The sequence below is a fragment of the Sorangiineae bacterium MSr11367 genome (assembly GCA_037157805.1).
Taxonomy (GTDB): domain Bacteria; phylum Myxococcota_A; class Polyangia; order Polyangiales; family Polyangiaceae; genus Pendulispora; species Pendulispora rubella.
Genome location: CP089983.1, coordinates 11,777,252 through 11,797,057, shown reverse-complemented (window position 1 = coordinate 11,797,057; position 19,806 = coordinate 11,777,252). Strand labels below are relative to the sequence as shown.

At 67.0% G+C, this 19,806-nt stretch carries 17 protein-coding genes and 1 pseudogene; 10 read left to right on the top strand and 8 right to left on the bottom strand.

What is annotated here, in order from left to right; translation table 11 throughout:
• Positions 1–51 precede the first annotated feature (51 nt).
• Positions 52–1,551: an ATP-binding protein gene (locus LVJ94_45930; GenBank protein ID WXB04231.1), complete on the top strand. Its 1,500-nt coding sequence runs from the start codon at positions 52–54 to the stop codon at positions 1,549–1,551.
• Between the two features lie 325 nt (positions 1,552–1,876).
• Positions 1,877–2,809 (top strand): bestrophin, encoded by a 933-nt coding sequence (locus LVJ94_45925; GenBank protein ID WXB04230.1) that lies wholly within the window; start codon positions 1,877–1,879, stop codon positions 2,807–2,809.
• Between the two features lie 528 nt (positions 2,810–3,337).
• Here the strand turns inward: LVJ94_45925 and LVJ94_45920 are convergent.
• A pseudogene (locus tag LVJ94_45920) lies at positions 3,338–3,532 on the bottom strand (FHA domain-containing protein).
• Positions 3,533–3,536: 4 nt separating this feature from the next.
• Here LVJ94_45920 and LVJ94_45915 point away from each other — a divergent pair.
• On the top strand, positions 3,537–3,983 hold the full coding sequence (locus tag LVJ94_45915; GenBank protein ID WXB04229.1) for a hypothetical protein: 447 nt from the start codon (positions 3,537–3,539) through the stop codon (positions 3,981–3,983).
• Here LVJ94_45915 and pyrE read toward each other — a convergent pair.
• The 5 genes from pyrE to LVJ94_45890 are packed head-to-tail and all read right to left on the bottom strand — an operon-like array spanning position 3,980 to position 7,430.
• Positions 3,980–4,531 (bottom strand): orotate phosphoribosyltransferase, encoded by a 552-nt coding sequence (gene pyrE / locus LVJ94_45910; GenBank protein ID WXB10808.1) that lies wholly within the window; start codon positions 4,529–4,531, stop codon positions 3,980–3,982. The genes LVJ94_45915 and pyrE overlap by 4 nt on opposite strands.
• The gene (locus LVJ94_45905; protein WXB04228.1) at positions 4,531–5,229 is read right to left on the bottom strand and encodes a polymer-forming cytoskeletal protein; all 699 of its coding nucleotides are present in this window, start codon (positions 5,227–5,229) and stop codon (positions 4,531–4,533) included. The genes pyrE and LVJ94_45905 overlap by 1 nt, the downstream gene beginning before the upstream one ends.
• A gap of 7 nt (positions 5,230–5,236) precedes the next feature.
• On the bottom strand, positions 5,237–5,551 hold the full coding sequence (locus LVJ94_45900) for a polymer-forming cytoskeletal protein (protein WXB04227.1): 315 nt from the start codon (positions 5,549–5,551) through the stop codon (positions 5,237–5,239).
• A gap of 33 nt (positions 5,552–5,584) precedes the next feature.
• Positions 5,585–5,995 carry a polymer-forming cytoskeletal protein gene (locus tag LVJ94_45895; protein ID WXB04226.1) on the bottom strand — a complete coding sequence of 137 codons (411 nt, stop codon included), beginning with the start codon at positions 5,993–5,995 and terminating at the stop codon, positions 5,585–5,587.
• 37 nt (positions 5,996–6,032) lie between these two features.
• The gene (locus LVJ94_45890) at positions 6,033–7,430 is read right to left on the bottom strand and encodes a HAMP domain-containing histidine kinase (GenBank protein ID WXB04225.1); all 1,398 of its coding nucleotides are present in this window, start codon (positions 7,428–7,430) and stop codon (positions 6,033–6,035) included.
• Between the two features lie 109 nt (positions 7,431–7,539).
• Here LVJ94_45890 and LVJ94_45885 point away from each other — a divergent pair, with 109 nt between their 5' ends.
• Positions 7,540–8,721 carry an NAD(P)/FAD-dependent oxidoreductase gene (locus LVJ94_45885; GenBank protein WXB04224.1) on the top strand — a complete coding sequence of 394 codons (1,182 nt, stop codon included), beginning with the start codon at positions 7,540–7,542 and terminating at the stop codon, positions 8,719–8,721.
• A 4-nt stretch (positions 8,722–8,725) separates the two neighbouring features.
• Here LVJ94_45885 and LVJ94_45880 read toward each other — a convergent pair whose 3' ends face one another.
• On the bottom strand, positions 8,726–10,252 hold the full coding sequence (locus LVJ94_45880) for a hypothetical protein (protein ID WXB04223.1): 1,527 nt from the start codon (positions 10,250–10,252) through the stop codon (positions 8,726–8,728).
• Between the two features lie 62 nt (positions 10,253–10,314).
• On the opposite strand from LVJ94_45880, the gene LVJ94_45875 reads away from it, so the two are divergent.
• The 3 genes from LVJ94_45875 to LVJ94_45865 are packed head-to-tail and all read left to right on the top strand — an operon-like array spanning position 10,315 to position 15,295.
• Positions 10,315–11,253, top strand: a complete 939-nt coding sequence (locus LVJ94_45875; GenBank protein ID WXB04222.1) for a hypothetical protein — start codon at positions 10,315–10,317, stop codon at positions 11,251–11,253.
• Positions 11,250–12,977, top strand: a complete 1,728-nt coding sequence (locus tag LVJ94_45870; protein ID WXB04221.1) for a glycosyltransferase family 39 protein — start codon at positions 11,250–11,252, stop codon at positions 12,975–12,977. Before LVJ94_45875 ends, LVJ94_45870 begins: the two co-directional genes overlap by 4 nt.
• 32 nt (positions 12,978–13,009) lie before the next feature.
• Positions 13,010–15,295, top strand: a complete 2,286-nt coding sequence (locus tag LVJ94_45865) for a DUF2067 family protein (protein ID WXB04220.1) — start codon at positions 13,010–13,012, stop codon at positions 15,293–15,295.
• Between the two features lie 236 nt (positions 15,296–15,531).
• Here the strand turns inward: LVJ94_45865 and LVJ94_45860 are convergent, their stop codons facing one another.
• A complete protein-coding gene (locus tag LVJ94_45860) occupies positions 15,532–16,137 on the bottom strand; it encodes a hypothetical protein (GenBank protein ID WXB04219.1) in 606 nt (201 codons plus the stop codon).
• 83 nt (positions 16,138–16,220) lie between these two features.
• Between LVJ94_45860 and LVJ94_45855 the strand changes: the two genes are divergently transcribed.
• Genes LVJ94_45855 through LVJ94_45845 form a run of 3 tightly spaced genes read left to right on the top strand, consistent with a single transcriptional unit; the run spans position 16,221 to position 19,759 of the window.
• Positions 16,221–17,624: a phosphomannomutase/phosphoglucomutase gene (locus tag LVJ94_45855; GenBank protein ID WXB04218.1), complete on the top strand. Its 1,404-nt coding sequence runs from the start codon at positions 16,221–16,223 to the stop codon at positions 17,622–17,624.
• Entirely contained in the window at positions 17,621–18,508 is an 888-nt protein-coding gene (gene prmC, locus LVJ94_45850; GenBank protein ID WXB04217.1) for a peptide chain release factor N(5)-glutamine methyltransferase, read from the top strand. Before LVJ94_45855 ends, prmC begins: the two co-directional genes overlap by 4 nt.
• An 18-nt stretch (positions 18,509–18,526) precedes the next feature.
• Positions 18,527–19,759: a metallophosphoesterase gene (locus tag LVJ94_45845; protein ID WXB04216.1), complete on the top strand. Its 1,233-nt coding sequence runs from the start codon at positions 18,527–18,529 to the stop codon at positions 19,757–19,759.
• Positions 19,760–19,806 lie beyond the last annotated feature (47 nt).

Below are 19,806 nucleotides of genomic sequence, written 5' to 3'. Positions count from 1 at the left end.
ATGAATTTTTAAGGCTTCCGGTTGGGGTCCCCCGGAGCCAGGTTGCAATGGATGACTCCACCGGGGCCCCGGCAGCTCCCGTTTCCTTACGGAGACGGGCGGGGAGAGGGCAGGCTTCTTCAGCACGTCAAAGGCGAAATCGTCGACGAGTGGAAACGACGCGTTCGCACCGCTGCCCACGAGCTCGGTTTCATCCGCACCGAGCCTGCGCTCGCGCGCTTCGTTCCGAACCTCATCGATCGCATCATCTTCGCGGGGGAGGAAGTCTCGGGCGAGGTGCTCATTCCCAGCGCCCGGTTCATCGAAGGGTGCACCCTCGCCGAAGCCGTCCGCGAGCTCTCGCTTCTCCGCAGCACGATGCTGCGGGTGGTCGCGCGCGCGGGGATCAAGTTGTCGTCGCACACGATCGAATTCGTTCACCACGAGATCGATCAGGCCGTTGCCGAGATCACGACGGAGATCCACCGCGTCGCGAGCATGCAGCGGGCGCTTCGGGATGAAGACGAAGATCGCATGCGGCTCGCGCTGGAGGCCGCGCAAGTCGGCACGTGGGAGTTCCGTCCGCAAACGGGCGAGCTTACCTGGGACGCGCGCTGCAAAGAGCTTTGGGGGCTGCCGCGCCACCGCGAGGCCTCCTACGAGGCCTTCGTCAACGGCATCCACCCCGAGGATCGCACGCGGGTCGACGCCATCGTCCAGCACACGATGGATCCACGCAGCGGTGGCACGTACCACATCGAGTACCGCGCCATCGGTTTGAACGGCGGCGAAGAAAAGTGGGTCTCCTGCCAGGGCAAGGTGTTCTTCGACGAGCACGGTCGCGCGGAGCGATTCATCGGCACGGTGCTCGACATCACCGAGCGGCGTCGCGAAGCCGACTTCCGCGAGCGGTTCGTGGGGATGCTGGGCCACGATCTGCGCCAGCCGCTGTCCGTCGTCAGCTTCGCGTCCGAGACGCTCTCGAAGCAGGGGTTGCAGCGCGACACGGGCGAGTTGGTGCGCCGCATCGCGCGCTCGTCCGATCGCATGGACCGCATGATCCGCGATCTGCTCGACTTCGCCCGCGGGCGACAGGGCGGCGGTATCCCCATTGCGCGCAAGCCGCTCGATTTGCACGAGTTGATGCGGCACCTCGTCGACGAGATCGCAACGGTCAACCCGAGGCGGAAGATCCAGCTGGCCGTCGATGGCGAGGGTCGCGGCCATTGGGATCCCGATCGGATCACACAAGTGTTTCAAAATTTGCTCGGAAACGCCGTCACGTACGGCAAGAGTGACGAGCCCATTTTCGTGGTCATGGTCGAAGAGGGCGCGCACGTCGAAGTGGCCATCACCAACTACGGGCCGCCGATTCCGGAGAGCGACCGCGGCATGATCTTCAGCCCATACCGACGTGGCGGTCGGGCGCGTGCGGCGGAGCGAGCGCCGCGGGGGCTCGGTCTTGGGCTCTACATTGCGCAGGAAATCGTGCGCGCCCACGGCGGCTCCATCGAGGTTACCAGCGATCGCGACACGGGAACCACGTTTACCGTGTTGCTCCCGCGGTATTAGGCGCCTCGTTGATGGATCGCCGCAGACACGCAAGTGCCTTGCAGTTAAACCGCGGCAGCGAGACAACCCCGGCGAGGCCGGCGCCATGAGCCTGTTTCATGCCCGGGATCGCCAAACCGATGGCGATCCGGATTTTCTGGACCACACATCGCGCCGGGCTCGCCGGTTTCACGAAGGCCGGGGGCCTTCGTAGGCCTCATCTGCCATCGATTCCTCAGTCTGCGACCGGTTCGTCTCGCTGCCGCGGTTCCAGCATCACGTCGGGTCAAAACTTGAGACCTCCAATCGACTGTTGCTCCTAGGCTGGCTAGCCTGGCCCTCGCGCATGTGGGTCGAACGCAAGAGCTCCTGGGTCGGTACCGTTCTTTTCGGTGGATTCGCACTGCCTCGCATTTGGCGGCGCGTTCTCGCGGTGGCGCTGATCAGCGTGGTGGTGACGATTCTGCACCGCGAGGTCGACGTCCTGCATTATCCGATCACGCCCGTCCCGTTCACGCTGATCGGGTTGGCGCTCAGCATCTTCCTCGGGTTTCGCAACAGTGCGGCGTACGACCGCTTCTGGGAAGGCCGTAAGCTCTGGGGCGCGTTGGTGAACACGTCGCGCAGCTTCACGCGGCAGGCGCTCACCTTGCTCGAGCCGCAGGAGCCGGGGGATGCAGAGGAGATCGACGCGTTCGTGCGCCGCTTGGTGCACATGCTCATCGGGTACGTGCACGCGCTCCGGCATCATCTGCGCGACTCCGATCCGGGGGAAATGCTGCAAGAGACCCTCCCGCCAGGCGAGTACGAGCGCGTGTCCGACGAGGACAACGTGCCGCTCGCGATCTTGCAGCGCATGGGCGAAATGATGGCCCTTGCCCGCCGTCGAAACTGGGTGCACCCGTACCACGTGACCATCTTCGAGCAGTCGCTGGTCTCGCTCACGGACATCCAGGGCGCGTGCGAGCGCATCAAGTCGACGCCCATCCCGTACTCGTACACGGTGCTCATGCACCGCATCGTCGCGGGCTACTGCACCTTGCTGCCCTTCGGTCTCGACGAGACCATCGGGTGGGCCACGCCCGTGGTGGTGCTGGGCATCTCGTACGCGTTCTTCGGGCTCGATGCCATCGGCCAAGAGATCGAGCAACCCTTCGGGCTCGACATCAACGATCTGTCGCTGCACGCCATCTCGACGAACATCGAGCGCAATTTGCGCCGCCTGATTGGCGAGGAACAGCCCCCGCCGGTGGCGGCACAAAAAGGGATTCTGACCTGATCGGCTGACGGATCCGTCGAGCCTCTCCCAATACTCTTCTGGAGGTGAAGGGATGAAGCTTCAGATCGTCTGCTTGCTGGGATTTCACGCGCTCGTGGGGTGTTCGGCCGATGGTGGCGCACCAACGCAGAACACGACACCGCTGGACGAATCGCGCGGTTCGGTCGAACACGCAACGACGGCAGCGGCGACGAAGTTCTCGAATTTGCCGGCGGACATCTGCAGCACACCGGGCACGAAGGATTTCAACGTGGCCGCGGGCACGTCGGCCATGCTTGGCGACGAGGTGCCGTGCGACGCCATCGTGTCGCAGGGGGACGGGCTGCACGATATTTGCGTGTACAAATTTTCGAAGGTGACGGTGGCCGGCTTCCTGGCTCTGCAAGGGGCTTCCCGGCCAGATCCCTTCAGTTCACCGCCGCCTTCGACGCGGGCGGTGGCCATCGTCGCGACGACTTCGTTCACCGTGGAGGGCGCGGGCGCGATCCATGCGCAAGGCGATGGAGAGCGCAACGGAGCGGGTGCGCCCGATGGGAGTGGTGGCGGCGGATACTTGACGGGGTCCGGAGCAGGGCACGTCACCGAGGGCGCGCCCGGCGGCCGCGGTGGTGCGCCCGGAGCTGCCTATGGTCCGACGAGCGGTGCACAGCTCGTGGGTGGATCGGGTGGAGGGGAGGGGCACGATGGGTTCGACCGCGGCGGCGAAGGAGGCCGGGGCGGGGGCGCCGTGCAGATCGCGTCGTGCGGCACCTTGCACCTGGCAGGTAGCATCGCCGCGAGCGGTGGGGACGGCTGGTCCGGCGGGAGTAAGAGCGGTGCTGGGGCGTCGGGCGGTGGTGGCGGCGGCAGTGGGGGCACCGTCGTCGTCGAAGCCGCCGAGGTGACTGGCAGCGGCCGGCTCTCCGCCATCGGTGGCAACGGCGGTCTCGGCGGTTGCGTCGTCGGCCCGGGCGGCACCTTCGATGGTTGCGGACCGGCCGGCGCAGGCGGGACCGGCGCGCGCGCGCCGCAAGCGGGTGGTCCCGGTACCGTGACGGGGAGTGGATACGCCGGGGGCGACGGCGGTGGTGGCGGCTCCATTGGGCGCGTCGTCATCAACGTGGCCGCGTCATGCGGCGGCACGCCGGCGATCACGTCGGATCCGCCGGCGACGATTGGGACGTTGCCGAATTAGGCGGGGAAATCGGTGCGCGTGAAGATGCTGCGCACCGAGAGGCCGGCGCCTTCGATGGCCTCCCGGCCGCCCTCGAGGCGGTCGACGAGGACGATGACGCCGGCCACTGCGTAGCCGGCGTCGGTGAGCTTGGCCACGGCTTTCAACGTGGAGCCACCCGTGGTGATCACGTCTTCCAGAAGGGCGATGCGCGCGCCTTTGGCAAGGCGAACGTCGCCCTCCAAGGTGCGGCGGCTGCCGTGGTCCTTCACTTCTTTGCGCACGTAGATGGCGTCGAGCGGGGCGCCGCGCTGGAAGCTCGTGAGCGCGACGGCGCTGGCGAGCGGGCAGCCCCCGAGTTCGACCCCGGCGACGGCATCGGCCCCGCCGGGCATGCCGCGCACGGCTTCGAAGAGCAGCTCGCCCGTGAGCGTGTGCCCTTCGGCGCTGAGCACCGTCTGCTTGCAGTCGATGAAGAAGTCGCTCTCCTTGCCGGAAGCCAGCACGACGCGCTGCTTGCGGTAGGAGTGCTGCTTCAGCAGCTCGAGGAGGCGCTGCCAGGGCGACATCACGCGCGCTTCTTCTGCAAGGTGCCCCGCGCGCCCTTCTTCAGCACGGGAACGGTGGGAGCCGGCGGCGCCTTGGGCGTGTGGTTGCGCTGCGCTCCAGGGCCAGCTTGCTGCGGCGCCGTTCTCGGAGCCGGCGTGTGGTTCGCCGGTGCGCGTGCAGGCGCCGGGGCGGCGCGCCCATCCGTCGCGCGGACCGGGGCAGGCGTGGGCGTTGCGGCGCGTGCCGGCGTTGCGGCTTGCGCACGCGGCGCCGCTTGCGTGCGGGGCGCGGTGGCGGCCTGCGGGGCCGGCGTGGCCTGGGCGCGGACGTGGTTCGTCGCGCGGGGCGCGGGCGTTGCGGCTGCTGCGGGCTGCGTCCGCGTGGACGCGGAAGCCGCGGCGGTTCCCGACGTTTGCACGTAGCCGCGGAGCAGAGCTCCCTGCGCGATGGCGATGCGCGGTGCGCGCACGTCACCGACGACGCGGGCGCCGTCTTCCAGCACGATGGCTTCCGTCGCCGTGAGATCGCCTTTGACGGCGCCGCGGACGACGATGCGCGTTGCGCTCACCTCGGCGGCCACGCGGCCCTCGGCCACGATGACCAGCTCGCCCGACACCTCGATGGTGCCCTCGACGTGACCCGCAATTTCCAGATCCGCGGCGCCGGTGATGCGCCCCCGGATGTAGGAGCTTCGTCCAATTACGGTGGTTTCAGCCATTCTATCCTCACACGTCCATGTCGACGTTGCCCTTGAACTGGGCGCCGTCGGCGATGGTGATGCGGGTGGCCTTCACGTTGCCGACGACCCGTGCACCCGGTTGCAGATCGACCCGATCGCTCGACTGGATGTTCCCCGTGATGGAGCCGGCCACCGCCAGCGGACCACCCGAGATGTCGGCCTCGACCACCGCGCCCGATTCGACGGTGACGGAGTCCTTCGCCGTGAGCTTGCCGCGAACGGTGCCCTGCACGACGACGTCGTCGTCCGTGGTGATCTCTCCCTCGATCGTGATCCCTGCGCCGATGATCGTGCTCGCCATGTCGTCCTCGTCCTTCACCAAAACGTCTTTGCCTTAGCGGCGGCCGCCCCGGGCCGCTGGCGCTGATTCGAGCTCCGCGGGAAGTTCGAACTCGATGTCGACCCTCCCCGCGAACTCGGCCCCTTCTTCCAACGCGAGGCTGCCGCCCGTCACGTTGCCGCGCACGCGCGAGCCCGCGAGTGCCCGCACGGGCCCGCGGACGCGAAGCTCGCCCTCGAGAACGCCGGAGACCGTGACCTCGTCCGCCTCCACCGTTTCGGCGGAGACCGTCCCGCCTTCTGCGATGGTCAGTTGCCCGCGCAGGACGATGTCGCCTTCGACACGTCCTTCGACGGTGAGATCTCCCTCGCCCGCGATGCGGCCATGCACCTTCGCGCTGCTGCCGATGCGTGCCTCGCCTTGATCCGAGAGAGACGAGCTATTGCGTGTCGTGGATCGAGCCATACGTGGTGACGCTTCCTAATACAGCTTGCCCGTCTTGTCATCGGACCATCGCGAGATCCGTGGCTTGGGGGAGCTCGAACCAAAAGACGGAGCCCTGCCCTTTGGGGTTGGGCAAAACGCCCACCTGGCCGCCGTGCGCGCGCACCACGCGATCGACGGTGGCAAGGCCGAGGCCAAGCCCGTTGGCGCGCCGATCGAGGCGCACGTGGGGAAGGAAAATCGCCCGTTGCATGGCTGGCGGGATGCCCGGGCCGTTGTCGACCACCTCGCAGCGGACGATGTCGCCCTGCATGATGACCTGGACGAGGACTTCCGCCGGGCCGAGATTCCCTTCTTTTCCGTCGCCGATGTACTTGATGGCGTTGCGCACCAGGTTCGAAAGCACACTGGCGAGCAGGCCTGGCGCGCAGCGCACGGCGACATCCGGCACCGGCTCCGCGCGCAGATCCACCTTGCGCGCGGCTGCGTACGCCTGGCACTCGCTGATGACCTCCTCCACGGCGCCGCGGAAATCCGCGTAGGCGCCGGCTTCCGGCTGCGCACCCGCGCGCGCGAAGGCGAGCAGCCCGTCGACGATGCTCTCCACGAGCCGCACGCTGCGTACGCCGCGATCGAGCACCGGCGCCAGCTCGTGCTCGTCGGTCAGCTTTTTGCGCGCGATTTCCAGCGCGCCCAACGCCGGCGTAAGCGGCCCGCGTACATCGTGGGCGACGCGGTTGGCGAAGCTTTCCAATTCTTCGGCGCGCCGCTCGACCAGCCCGGTATATTTCTTCACCGCCCGCGCCGCGAGCACCGCCAGCGCAATCGAGACCACCAGGCTGACCCCATCCAGGGTGAATCCCACGAGACGAATGCGCCGCCGTTCGTCGTCGAGCTGCGAGGTGACCATGCTTCCCTGCACCGCATTGAACTCGACGAGTTGGCGCAGCGCTGCATCGACGCGGCCGACCTCCTCACGCAGATCCGAACGCGCGGTTCGCAGAAACGACGTGTCGGCCTCGCCCGTGTGGAGCTTGGCGGCGAGGGCCTCGGCGTGCTTCTCGATCGCCTCAAGCCCCACCCGAATGGGTTGCCACATGAGCCGCTCGCCTTTGTACGAGGGAATGGCCTCGTAGAGCGTGCGCGATTTGCGGAGCGACGCCAGGGTGCGTTCGATGGGCACCGAGCCGCGGTGCGGCGGCGAAAGGGCATCTTCCGTCACTTCATCGAGGTCGTGGAGCGTGGTGCGGATCTCGGCCAAGTGCACGACGCTCGGCAGTGAATTGTGCGAGAGATCCTCGGACTGCACGGCTACGTTTTGCAGCCGCAGATCCGAATACAAGGTCGAGGCGCCGAAACAGGCCACCACGATGGCAAACGACGCGAGGACCAACACGCTGTAACGCGAGGTCCAACCGAGAGCTCCGCGATCCCCCACCCGTTGCACCGGCCCCATGGCACGTCCCTCGCCCCACCCACGCTTATCTACCCGCGCGAGCCATTGCATCCAGAGTTAAACCACGACCCCCGCGCGATTGTGCCTGGACTTGTTGTAAGAGAGCGGCATGCGCGCCGAATTCGATGTGGTCATCGTGGGGGGTGGGCCCGCCGGCACCACCACGGCGATCGCCCTCGCCAAGGCGGATCCCACCCGTTCGATCGCGCTGCTGGAAAAGGCTTCTTACCCGCGTGAAAAATACTGTGCCGGGGCGTTGGGCGGCCGTGGGGAAAAGATCCTTGGCGAACTCGACGCCATGCCGGATGTCCCATCGGTACCCCTCGAGGGCATCTCTTTTGCCGGTATCGGCGGCGGACGAAAAGAATGCGTCGGCCCCATTGGTCGGGTGGTCCGTCGCGTGGAATTCGACCACGCCCTCGCCAACATCGCGGCACAACGCGGGGTGACCATCGTCGAGAATGCGCGGGTCGATGCGATCCACGCCGCGGAAACGCGTGCGACGCGCGGCGTTCGCGTGGCGACCTCCCGTGGCGAATACGGTGCGCGCGTGGTCGTCGGCGCCGACGGCGTCGGAAGCACGGTGCGCAAGGCCATGGGGCACGGGGCGGGGCGCTACCGCGCGCAAGTTCTCGAAATCGATACGGAGTCCGTCGCGAGCGATCTCGAGCGCTCGGTGATTCACTTCGACCTCACCGATCATTCGTTCACCGGCTACTACTGGGACTTTCCCACGGTGGTCGACGGCCAGCCGCTCCAGTGCCGCGGCATCTACCGCATTTTGCTCGACGAGCGGCCCGTGGATCTCGCGGCCCGATTCGGTGCGCGCTTGGCCGGCATGGGCCTCGACTTGTCACGCTACCGTCAAAAGCGCTTCGCCGAGCGTGGCTACGAGCCGGACCTTCCGCTCGCCACGCGCCAGATGATGCTCGTGGGCGAGGCGGCGGGCATCGACCCCGTCACGGGCGAGGGCATCGCCCAAGCCATCGAGTACGGCGCCTTGGCCGGCCCCTTCATCGCCGACGTTCTCGCCGGGCGCACGCTCCTCACCCATTGGACCGACGCCGTGCGCCGCTCGCGCCTCGGTTGGGATCTGCGCAAACGCACGCGCATGCTCCCCTTGTTCTTCGGCGATCTCCGCGCCCCCGCCGAGCGCTTCATCGTCGGCAGCCACGGCTCCCCCTTGCGCACCGGCATTCGCCACTTCGCCGCCCACCGCCACACGGCGCGCGACATGGCCCTGTCCTTCGTCGGCGCCAGCGCCCACTGGCTCGGCCACCACCTAACGTAACCGGTCAGCGATCCCGCTCCCACACCATCCACCGGTCGCCGCGCCATTTGACGTGGAAGGTGCCCTGTGGAGGATGGAAGCCTTGGCCGCGGGTGAGGACGTAATCGTAATACGGATAGAGCTCGCCGCGTACGGGCACCTGCTCGGGCGTCCATTCCCAGCGTTCGCGGGCTGGGCCGCCTGGCGGCGGGTAATGGCCCGGTTGGAAGTCGAATGGCCAATGGTAATAGCCCGCGTACGTGAATTGGACGACGCCGCCTTTTTCGACTTGGTAATACGAGCCGAAATGTAGAAAAGGCACCCAATTGGTCACTTGCGAGCCTTTGTCGTAAATCAAGGCTGCGACGCGCTTTTTCGGCTCCATGGCTGCGAGGGCCTGGTCGATGTCGCCGACTTCCTCGAGCTGAAATTTGACGAAGTGTTTGCACGTGTTGATCGTCGCAGCCAATGCCAGACTCGCCGCTACGGAGGTTCCCACCCAGCCGCGCGTGCCTTGCGGCATGCGCAAAAGGGGAATGGCCGCGAAAAGGCACAAGATGGGAAAGCGCTGCGAAATGAGCCAGATGTAGCCGTGCTTTTCGCCCAATGTGAAATAGAAGAAAATGCACAAGATGGGCAAAAGCGTATAGGCGCGCGCTACCGGTTTGGAGCGATCGCGATCGCCCTGGGCGAGGCCGGTGACCAAGATGGCGGCGCATACCACTAAGACGAGGATCAATTCGTCGCTGGTGTCGTGCCATACGTCGGTGAGCCATTGGTAGGCGCCGGGAATGGCCGAGTTGAGCGGCGCCACGCGATCGGCCTCCGTGGGGTGGAGGACGCCCGTGGTCAGCTTTCCCGCATCGGTGAACAAGGTCCAGCGGGCCACCATGAGGAGCGCCGGCACCGTGGGCGCGCCCGCGATGAGCCAGCGTTTCGGCTGCTGCCATGGGAACATCAGCGCGAACCCCAGGCCGAACAGCGCGAAGGGAAAGAAGTGGGAATAGAAGAGCGCCAGCACCAAAAGCGCCAGGCCCGCGCCCCGAGCCGGGGTGGGGTGCTCGAAATAGCGGACCGCCAACGCGAGACCGAAAAAGAGCAGCGGAATGCCGAGCAAGAACGGCAGGAGCCCGAACATGAACATCACGTTCGCGAGCAGCGGCACGGCGAAGAGCGCGAGCCGTTCGTCCTTGCCCAAGGCCTTGAGCAGTGCGCGGATGGCCAGCGGCGTGCCCCCGAGGTAAACGCACATCAACGCGATGTTGGCCTTCACCACGCCGAGCACGTAGGCGAGCAAGCTCGCCAGCAAGTAATAGAAGACGTACTGCGTGCGCCCCAGCGTCAGGACGAAGTCCTGGTCGAAGCCGTAGCGCGCGTCGTGGAAGTCGTGGATGACGCGAATCGCCGCGAGGTGGAACGGCAAATCTTGTATCGGCGGGTACCGCACGATCCACGCCGGTGCGCTGGCGATGACGGCGACGGCGAGCCAAAGCCACGTGTTGGGCGATCGCGGGAGGCGGACGAAGGAGAGAAGGGAAGGGAAACGCCGCATGTCGGCGCGCCCACGTTACACGAGGACCCGCGCACGGTGTAAGCTCCCGGCCCATCTTGGCCGTGGACATTCGCGCTCAGTTGAAGACGTGGGGTTTCGTGCTGGTGCCCGCGATTGCGATTTTCGAGCTCGTGGCCCACGTGGTGCAGGTGCGCAGCGTCATTGGCGAGGACAGTTGGGCGCGCGCCCGCGAAGAGACCCGCGCGCTGGCCAAGCCGGACGACCTCGTCCTTTTCGCGCCCCGCTGGGTGGATCCCGTCGGGCGCAAAGTTTTCGGCGACGACCTGGCCACCGTGGAGCGCGAAGCCTGGGCGGACGTGGAGAGGTTCCCGCGCGCCATCGAGGTTTCCATCCGCGGCGAACACGCGCCCGAGCTCACCGAGTGGAAGCGCGTTGCCACGAAGAAGGTCGACGGCATCACGCTCACGACCCTGGAAAATCCCTCGTACCGGCCGACCATCACCGACTTGTTGAAGCTCGTCCATCCGCCCGAGGCGGAGGTGTCGCTCCGCCAGCTGCAAGACCAGGCGGCCACCGCGATGCGGCCTTGCGCGTGGGGCAGGGGGTCGGCGCAATCGGGCAACCTGGGGTTCGGCCCGGCCATCCCGGCGGAGAAGTTCACCTGCCCGGGCACCTTCGCGGGCATCAGCGTGGTGTCCGATTTGGACTACGCCCCGCACAAATGCATCTTTGCGCCCCCACCCGGAAATGGCCAGGCGCTGCGCATCGTCTTCCACGGCGTCACGTTCGGGGAAATGCTGCACGGCCACCATGGCCTCTACGTCGAGGCCGAGCGCGAGCGACTTCGCGCGCCCGTGCATCTCGGCTTCTGGGTGGGCGAAAGCCACATCGCAAAGGTGACCCACTCCGACGGTGACGGGTGGAAGAGCTTCGACCTTCCCACGGCCGACTTTGCCGGGAAGACCGCGGATCTCATCGTGGAAATCACCAGCGCCAACGCCGACCGCCGCACCTACTGCTTCGAGGCGATCACCCGATGACACCGAGTCCCCGAGGTCCGCTAAGGCCGCAGGCCGCAGCGAACGAGCCGAAACGCCTTTCCTGGGCGCGCTTTCCCGAGGCAATCGGCTGGCGCGACCACGCCGTGGGGGCGGTGCTCTTTCTCGCGTACGTGATCTGGCTGGTCATCACCGCGCGCTCCCTGGGCTTTCCGCGCGACGAGAGCTTCTACTTCCACGCGGGCCAGAGCTATGCGCGCTGGTTCGAGCTTCTGGTCTCGCAGCCCAAGGCGGCGATGGAGCGCGGCGCGATCGACGGCGCGTGGGGCTACAACCACGAGCACCCGTCGTTGATGAAGAGCCTCTTCGGCATTTCATGGCTCGTGCTCCACCAAAAGTGGAAGATCATCGCCGACGCGAGCACGGCCTTTCGGTTACCCGGAATGGCCATGGGCGGGCTTTCGCTCTGGGTGACGTACCTCTTCGGCGCGCGCGTGTATTCGCGGCGTGCGGGGCTGATGGCGGCGGTGCTTCTGGCGCTCATGCCGCATATCTTCTTTCACGCGCACCTGGCCTGCTTCGATATGCCCATCGCGGCCATGTGGCTTCTCTCGGTGTACGTGTATTACCGCTCCGTCGAGGAAAAGACGCTGGGCTGGGCGCTCGCCGCGGGCATCGTCTACGGATTGACCCTGGAGACGAAGCACAATGCCTGGATTCTGCCGGCCGTGTTCGTGCCGTACACCCTCGTGGTGTACGGGCGCGCGTTCTTCGCGGAAAAAGGGGAAAAACGCGAAAAGCTGCAGCTCCCGATGGAGCTCATTTCGATGGCCGTCGTGGGGCCGTTCGTCTTTTACGCGCTATGGCCGTGGATGTGGAGCGATACGGCCGATCGCCTTCGCGAATACGTCAATTTTCACGTTCACCACGAATATTACAATATCGAATACCTCGGTAAAAACTACTTCGGACCGCCGTCGCCGCCGAGTTATGCGCCGGTGATGATCCTGGCCACGGTGCCGAGCATCACGTTGCTGCTCTTTGCGCTCGGCGCGGGCGAGCGGGTGGTGGCGCTTTGGAAGCGGCTTCGCGCGAAGCTGCTCGGCACGTCGGGCGAGGCCGACCTGCTCCTCCTGCTCGCGTTCGCGGCGCCGCTGGCTGTGTTCTTCCTGCCGAAGACGCCCATCTTCGGCGGCACGAAGCATTGGATGCCCGCGTATCCGTTCTTGGCGATCTTCGCCGGGCGAGGATTCGACGTGGTGGCCGATGCGCTGGGGCGCGCGGTCGCGGCGTTGCCGGGCGCCCTCGCGAAACGGCAGCGCGAGCTCACGTGGGCCCTCGCCGCGGCGTGCATCGCGGCGCCGCTGGCCATCACGGTGCACTCGCATCCGTTCGGTCTCTCGGCGTACGTGCCCCTGGTCGGTGGCACCGCCGGCGGCGCGGATTTGGGCCTCAATCGGCAATTTTGGGGCTTCACCACCCAGAGCGTGGCGCCGTACCTGCAGGCCAATGCGCCGCGCGGCGCGAGCGTCTTCATCCACGACACGACGGGCGATGCCTGGGCGCGCATGCTCGACGAGGGCCGCATGCGCCGCGATCTGCGGGCCTCGTGGAGCCCCGGCGATTCCATGTTTTCCCTGGTGCAGCACGAGTTGCACATGAACGAGGTCGATCACCAGATCTGGGTCGTCTACGGCGGCACGGCCCCGGCCTACGTTCTCACCCACGACGGCGTCCCCATCGTGAGCGTCTATCGACGCAAGTGATCTCCGTGCCTATCCTGGACTAAGCTGCACCCGTGTCCTCCGATGTCGAACTCAACACGCCGCAGGCCGAGGCCGTTGCCCATGTGAACGGGCCGCTCCTCGTGTTTGCAGGCGCGGGAAGCGGAAAAACCAGGGTCATCACCTACCGCGTGGCGAACCTCATCGCCCGCGAAGGGATCGCGCCCTACCGCATCCTCGCGGTCACCTTCACCAACAAGGCCGCCGGCGAGATGAAGCACCGCCTCGAAGGCCTGGCCGGTGCCGACGTCGTGCGCGACCTCTGGGTCGGCACCTTCCACGCGACGTGCGCGCGCCTCCTGCGGCGCCATGGCGAGGCCATCGGGCTCGCGCGGAATTTTCTCATCTACGACACGCAGGACCAAAAGGCCGTCGTCACGCGCGCCCTGCGCGAACTGGATCTCGACGAGCGCCGCTACCCGCCGCGCAGCGTCCTCTACCAGATCCTCAAGGAAAAGCAGGAAGGCCGAGGCCCCGACGAGATGACCGCCGAGTCGTACGTCGACGACGCCGTCATCAAGGCCTTTCGCCGCTACGAAGCGCAGATGCGCGAGGCGAACGCCGTCGACTTCGAGGATCTCATCGGCCACATGGTCCGCCTGCTCGAGCGCGAAACCGAGGGCGATGCCATCCGCCGCCGCTTCACGCACGTGTTGGTGGACGAGTTCCAAGACACCAACGCCATGCAGTACCGCCTGGTGCGCGCCCTCGTGCGCGACCACCAGAACGTGTGCGTCGTCGGCGACGACGACCAGTCGATTTACCGCTGGCGCGGCGCAGACGTGCGCAACATCCGCTACTTCCGGCGCGATTTCCCCGGCGCCACCGTGGTCAAACTCGAGCAGAACTACCGCTCCACGGGCCACATCGTGCGCGGTGCGCTCGGCGTCATCGCCCCGTCGCCCAACCGCGAGCCGAAGGAGCTGTGGACCGAGAACGAAGACGGCCCGCCCATCGAGGTGCTCGCCTGCGCCGACGAGCGCGATGAGGCCGCCTTCGTCACCCGCCGCATCCTCGATGCGCGGGAAGCGGGGTCGAACCTTGGCGAGGTGGCCGTCTTCTACCGCGTGCACGCCCAGTCGCGCGTCTTGGAAGAGTCGCTTCGCGCGGCGAACCTCGCGTACCAAATCGTGGGCGGCACCAAGTTCTACGAGCGCGCGGAGGTCAAAGATGCGCTCGCGTACCTGCGCCTCTTGATGAACCCGCGCAGCGACGTCGACATGCTGCGCATCATCAACACGCCGGCGCGCGGCATCGGCACCACGACCATCGATCGCCTGGTGGCCTTCGCGGGCTCGCGCTCCGAATCGCTGAACGATGCCCTCGAGTCGATCGACGAGGCGCGGGACATCGCCGCGGCCGCGCAAAAGCGCCTGGGAGGCTTGCGCAACCTGCTCGGCGATTTGCGCGCGCGGATGGAGACGGATTCACCGAGCGACGTGCTCCTCGAGACCCTCGAGCGCACCGGCTACCGCGAGGCCCTGCGCGCCGACAACACGGCGGAGGCCGATGCGCGCCTGGAGAACCTCGCAGAGCTCGTGGGCACCATCCGCGACTACGAAACGGAGGCGATCGCCGCCGGCGAAAAGCCCAGCCTCGAAGGCTTCCTCGAGCGCGTGTCGCTGCAGGCGGACGTCGACTCCATGCGCGACGAGCCGCGGGTCACGTTGATGACCGTGCACGGTGCGAAGGGCCTGGAGTTCCAGCACGTCTTTCTCACGGGCATGGAAGAGGACATGTTCCCGTACAAGAGCATGGAAGACCGCGGCGAAGAGGACATGGAGGAAGAGCGCCGCCTCGCCTACGTCGCCATCACGCGCGCGCGCCGCCACCTGCTCATCACGCACACCTCCGCGCGGCAGATCTTCGGCAAGACGCGCTGGGGCACACCGAGCCGCTTCATCGGCAATTTGCCCCGTGAAGGCGTGGTTCACAAGCAGACGCGCGGGGTGAAGAACACCCCGCAGCGCTTCATCGATCGGCCGGATCGGGACCTTCAGCCCATGCCGTGGTCACGCCGCACCAGCGGCCTCGCGCCCTCTGCGCCCAGCATGCCCGCACGCCCCGCCCCGAGTGCGCCGCCGGGACAGCGCTACGTCGACCGCGAGTTCTTTCAAGACGACCACGGCGGCGGCGAGGGGGCCTCGGGACCCATTCGACGCGGGTCGCGCGTGCACCATCAACGCTTCGGCGAGGGCGAAGTGCGCAGTGTCGTCAACGCGGGCGAGCCCGCGGTCATCGCATTCTTCCCGGGTTGGGGCGAGAAAAAGGTCCTCGCGCGCTTCCTGCGTCCTGCTTAAGGCAACATTCGATTGAATGTGTCAGGTTCGAAACTGCCTGGTGCTGGAACCGCGGCAGCGAGAAGAAACCGGCGGGACCGGCGCGACGTGTCGGGTCGGAACGCCAGGATCGCCACTCCGCCTGGCGATCCTCTTCTTGGATAGGGACTAGGGCGCCGGCCCCGCCGGGCTTGTCCCGCTGCCGCTGGTCGACTGCAAGGCATTCGTCGATCTGCCCCGTTCAATCGGCTTTTACGTTAGAAGCGGAACCCGTAGCCGATGTACGCGCCCTGGGAATCGCCCCAGGCGCGTACCTTGAGGAGCTCCTGCCCCGCGCGCCACGTCTTCGGCGAAATGGCCGTCCAATACGGCAACAGCGCGCCCGCGAAGCCGGTCACCCCGGAGAGCACCACGCGCAGGACGCGCTCGCTGGTTCGCCAATCGTCGTCGAGCGGCCCCGTTTCGACGCCCACCAAAATGGGCGCCGTGACCCCGGCGAGGATGGCCATCGAGAGCGCGTAGGGCACCGACGAACGAATGTCGCCTTCGGGCGGTGCGTAGCGGACCCAGTTGGGATCGCATTTGGGCAGCGCCGGATAAATCGCCCCCAAGGTGGCGCCCCACGACAGGCCCACCAGCATCGGCCCGATGGTGCGGACGCCGGGTTGATGCTTCTCTTTGAAGAACTGCCCGTCGAGGTACACCGTCCCCACGTCCGCCAGGACCAGGGCGGAGAGGTAGAGCCAATCCACCGTGCTCGCACGCTTGCAGAGCTTCTCTTCGCGTTCGGTGAGCGGGTGAATGTCACCGGCCGCGTACACGTACGCGGGCGGATCTCGAGGCGGGGGCGGCGGAGCGTCCATCGACGGGCGGCGACCATAGTACTGTCTGGCCCAAGTTCCTATCGCTTCGCGCCCGGGCGAGGCCTGGCGTATAAGGACGGACCATGAGTTTCGCTTCCCTGCGCCACATTTTTCGCGAGTACGACATCCGGGGGGTTGCCGATCGGGATTTGACCGACGCCCTAGCCACTGCCCTCGGCCGCGGTATCGGGACGATGTTGGCCAAGGCCAACGCGAAGGGCGGGCGCACGCGATTGGCCGTCGGCCGCGACTGTCGACTGTCGAGCCCGCGGCTGCACGCGGCGCTCATCGGCGGGCTCACGCAGGTGGGAATCGACGTCGTCGACATCGGCGTCGTCCCCACGCCGCTCCTCTACTTCGCCGTGCACCATCTGGGGACCGACGGCGGCATCCAGATCACGGGAAGCCACAACCCGGGCGAGGACAACGGCTTCAAGATCATGAAGGGCAAGGGCAGCTTCTTCGGCCCGGACATCGTGGACCTCTTCCACCTCATCGAAGAGAAACGCTTTGCCCCGGACGCCGAGGGCTCGCACCAGGTCGTGGACGTGCTCCCCGCGTACATCGAGGCCGTGAAGGAGCGCATCAAGCTTCCGCCGGGCCCGCTGCCCTTCGTCGTCGATGCCGGAAATGGCGCCGGTGGCCCCACCGCGCTCGCGGTCATGAAGGCGCTCGGCCTCACGCCGGACGCGCTCTACTGCGAAATGGACGGGAACTTCCCCAACCACCACCCCGATCCCACGGTGCTGGAGAACGTCGCCGAGCTCATCGATCGCGTGAAGAAGAACCGCGCGCGGGTGGGCATCGCCTACGACGGCGACGCGGACCGACTCGGCGCCATCGACGCCAACGGTGACGTGATCTGGGGCGACAAGCTGATGATCCTCTTCTCGCGCGCCCTGCTGAAGGAGCATCCCGGGGCGGCGATTTTGGGCGAGGTGAAGTGCTCGCAAACGCTGTACGACGACATCGCGAAGCATGGCGGGAAGCCCATCTTGTGGAAGACGGGGCACTCGCTCATCAAGACGAAGATGAAGGAGACGGGCGCGCTCCTGGCCGGGGAAATGAGCGGGCACCTCTTCTTCGCCGATCGCTATTTCGGCTTCGACGATGCCATCTACGCGTCGTTGCGTCTCTTGGAGATCGTCGCGAACGACGGGCGATCCATCGGCGAGATGCTCGCCGACGTGCCCACCACGTTCTCGACGCCGGAGCTGCGGGTCGATTGCCCCGACGCCATCAAGTTCGACGTGGTGCGGGCGGTGACGGAGCACTACAAGAAGAGCGGGCGCGAGGTCATCGACATCGACGGAGCGCGCATTCAATTCGGTGAGCCGGGCAAGCCCGCCTGGGGGCTCGTGCGCGCGTCCAATACGGGGCCGGTGCTGGTGATGCGCTTCGAGGCGACCACCGCCGAAGAGCGCGATCGCATCCGCGCAGAAGTCGAAGCTGCCGTGATCGAGGCGCGCCGCACGACGGCCCCGTGAAGGAAACCTGGACCATCGAAGCCGTCGTCCGCTGGGCGACCGACGATTTTCGCGCGCGCGGCATCGAATCGCCGCGTCTCGACGCGGAAGTGTTGCTCGCCTTCGCGCTCGACACGGACCGCGTGCGCCTCATCGTCGACGCACGCCGCCCGCTCGAGGCGGACGAGCTCGCGCGCTTTCGCGAGCTGGTGAAGCGGCGGCGAAAGCACGAGCCGGTCGCCTTCTTGCGCGGCGAGCGCGAATTCTTCGGGCGACCCTTTCGGGTCGACGCGCGCGTTCTCATCCCGCGCCCCGACACGGAGGTGCTCGTCCAGGTCGCGCTCGAGCGCACGCGCCACGTTTCCCTGAGCATGCGCGCGCTCGACTTGTGCACGGGCAGTGGCTGCGTGGCCATCTCGCTGGGGCGCGAGCGTCCCACGGCCCAGGTCCTCGCGAGCGACATCAGCGAGGGCGCGTTGGCGGTGGCGCGCGACAATGCGCACCGCCTCGGCGCGTTCAACGTCGGCTGGGCCTCGGGCGATCTGTTCGGCGCCTTGGCGTCACGCGCGGGGTTGCGCTTCGATGTGGTCACCGCGAACCCCCCGTACATCCCCAGCGAAGAGATCGCGACCCTGGCGGAGGACATCCGCAGCTTCGAGCCGATCCTGGCGCTCGATGGCGGGCAGGACGGCCTGGATCTGCTCCGCCGCATCGTGCAGGACGCGCCCGCTTTCCTCGTGGACGGCGGCGTGTTGGCCGTCGAGGTGGGCGCGGGCGAGGCACCCGACGTGGGGCAGCTCTTCGAACAGCGCGGCTTCGAGGATGTGAGAATAGCTCGCGATTACGGGGGCATCGAGCGCGTCGTGTCCGGTGCATGGCCGGCCGGAATGCGCGTGCTACCGTAGCCGTTCGATCCTCCGAGCATGGTCCGCACGTTCGTATTTTCGGGGTTCCTGTTGACGATCAGCGCGTGCGTCCACTCGCTGCTCGCCATCTGGGCCATGCGCGTTTCCCCGTGGCTCGGCGCACGCCGGCGCACGGTCTGGGCCATCGTCGCGTGCCTCGTGGTCATCACGCCGGCCGCGCGGATGATGCAGTCGGCATGGCACGGCAGCAAGAGCCAGCAGCTGTTCGCCGCCGGCATGATCGAGGCGTCGGTCGTCGCCATCAGCATGATCCCGCTGTTCCTGATCCACATCGGGCTGGATCTGGGCGTCGGCCTTCGCAAGCGGTGGGGCAAGAAGGCGGAGGCTCCTGACCTCCCCCACCCCAGCCCTCCCGCGGATCTCGCCCCACCCAACCCGGGGGCCCTGGAGTTCACGCGGCGGCAGATGATCGAAGGGGTGGGCGGGGCCACCGTGTTGGCCGGAACGGGATCGGCGCTGGGCTGGGGCATCGTGCGGGGGCGTCATGCCTTCGAAATCGAGGAAGTGCCCGTGCGCATCGTGGGGCTTCCCCGCGCGCTCGATGGCTACACCATCGCGCAGGTCTCCGACATTCATGTGGGGCTCTTCGTCGGCGACCGCGAGCTGCGCGAGGGCTTCGAGCGCGTGCTCCAGACGAAGCCCGATCTCATCGTGGCCACGGGCGATCTGGTCGACCACGACGAGCACTACATTGCGCAGATGGCGCGGGCGCTGGGATCCCTCGGCGGCCACCCGCGCGACGGCGTGACCGCCATCCTGGGCAACCACGATTACTATACGGGCGCGCAGGATGTCCTCGCGGGGTTGCGCGCCGCCGGCGTCCGCACCTTGGTGAACGAGGGCCTGGTTCTGCGCGGGCGCGATCAGGGCGGCTTCTCCCTGCTCGGCGTGGCCGACATGTTCGCCATCGGGTCGCGCGAGGAGCCTCCGTCGCTCGAGCGCGCCCTCGCGATGGTTCCACCGGATCGGCCGCGCATCCTGCTCGCGCACCAGCCGCAATATTTCCCGGTCGCCCGCGGTCGCGTTGCGCTTCAGCTATCGGGCCACACGCACGGCGGACAGATCAACCCGGGCTTCCGGCCCGCCTCGCTCTTCATGCGCTACCTCGCCGGTCGCTACGAGGAACAGGGCTCCACCCTCTGGGTCAATCGCGGATTCGGCGTGGCCGGCCCGCCCTCGCGTGTGGGTGCTGCCCCCGAGGTCACGAAGATCATTCTCGTCTCCGCCTAAGTCATAAACGTGATTTCCGCGCGCCGCTCGTCTACCAAAGGTAGACC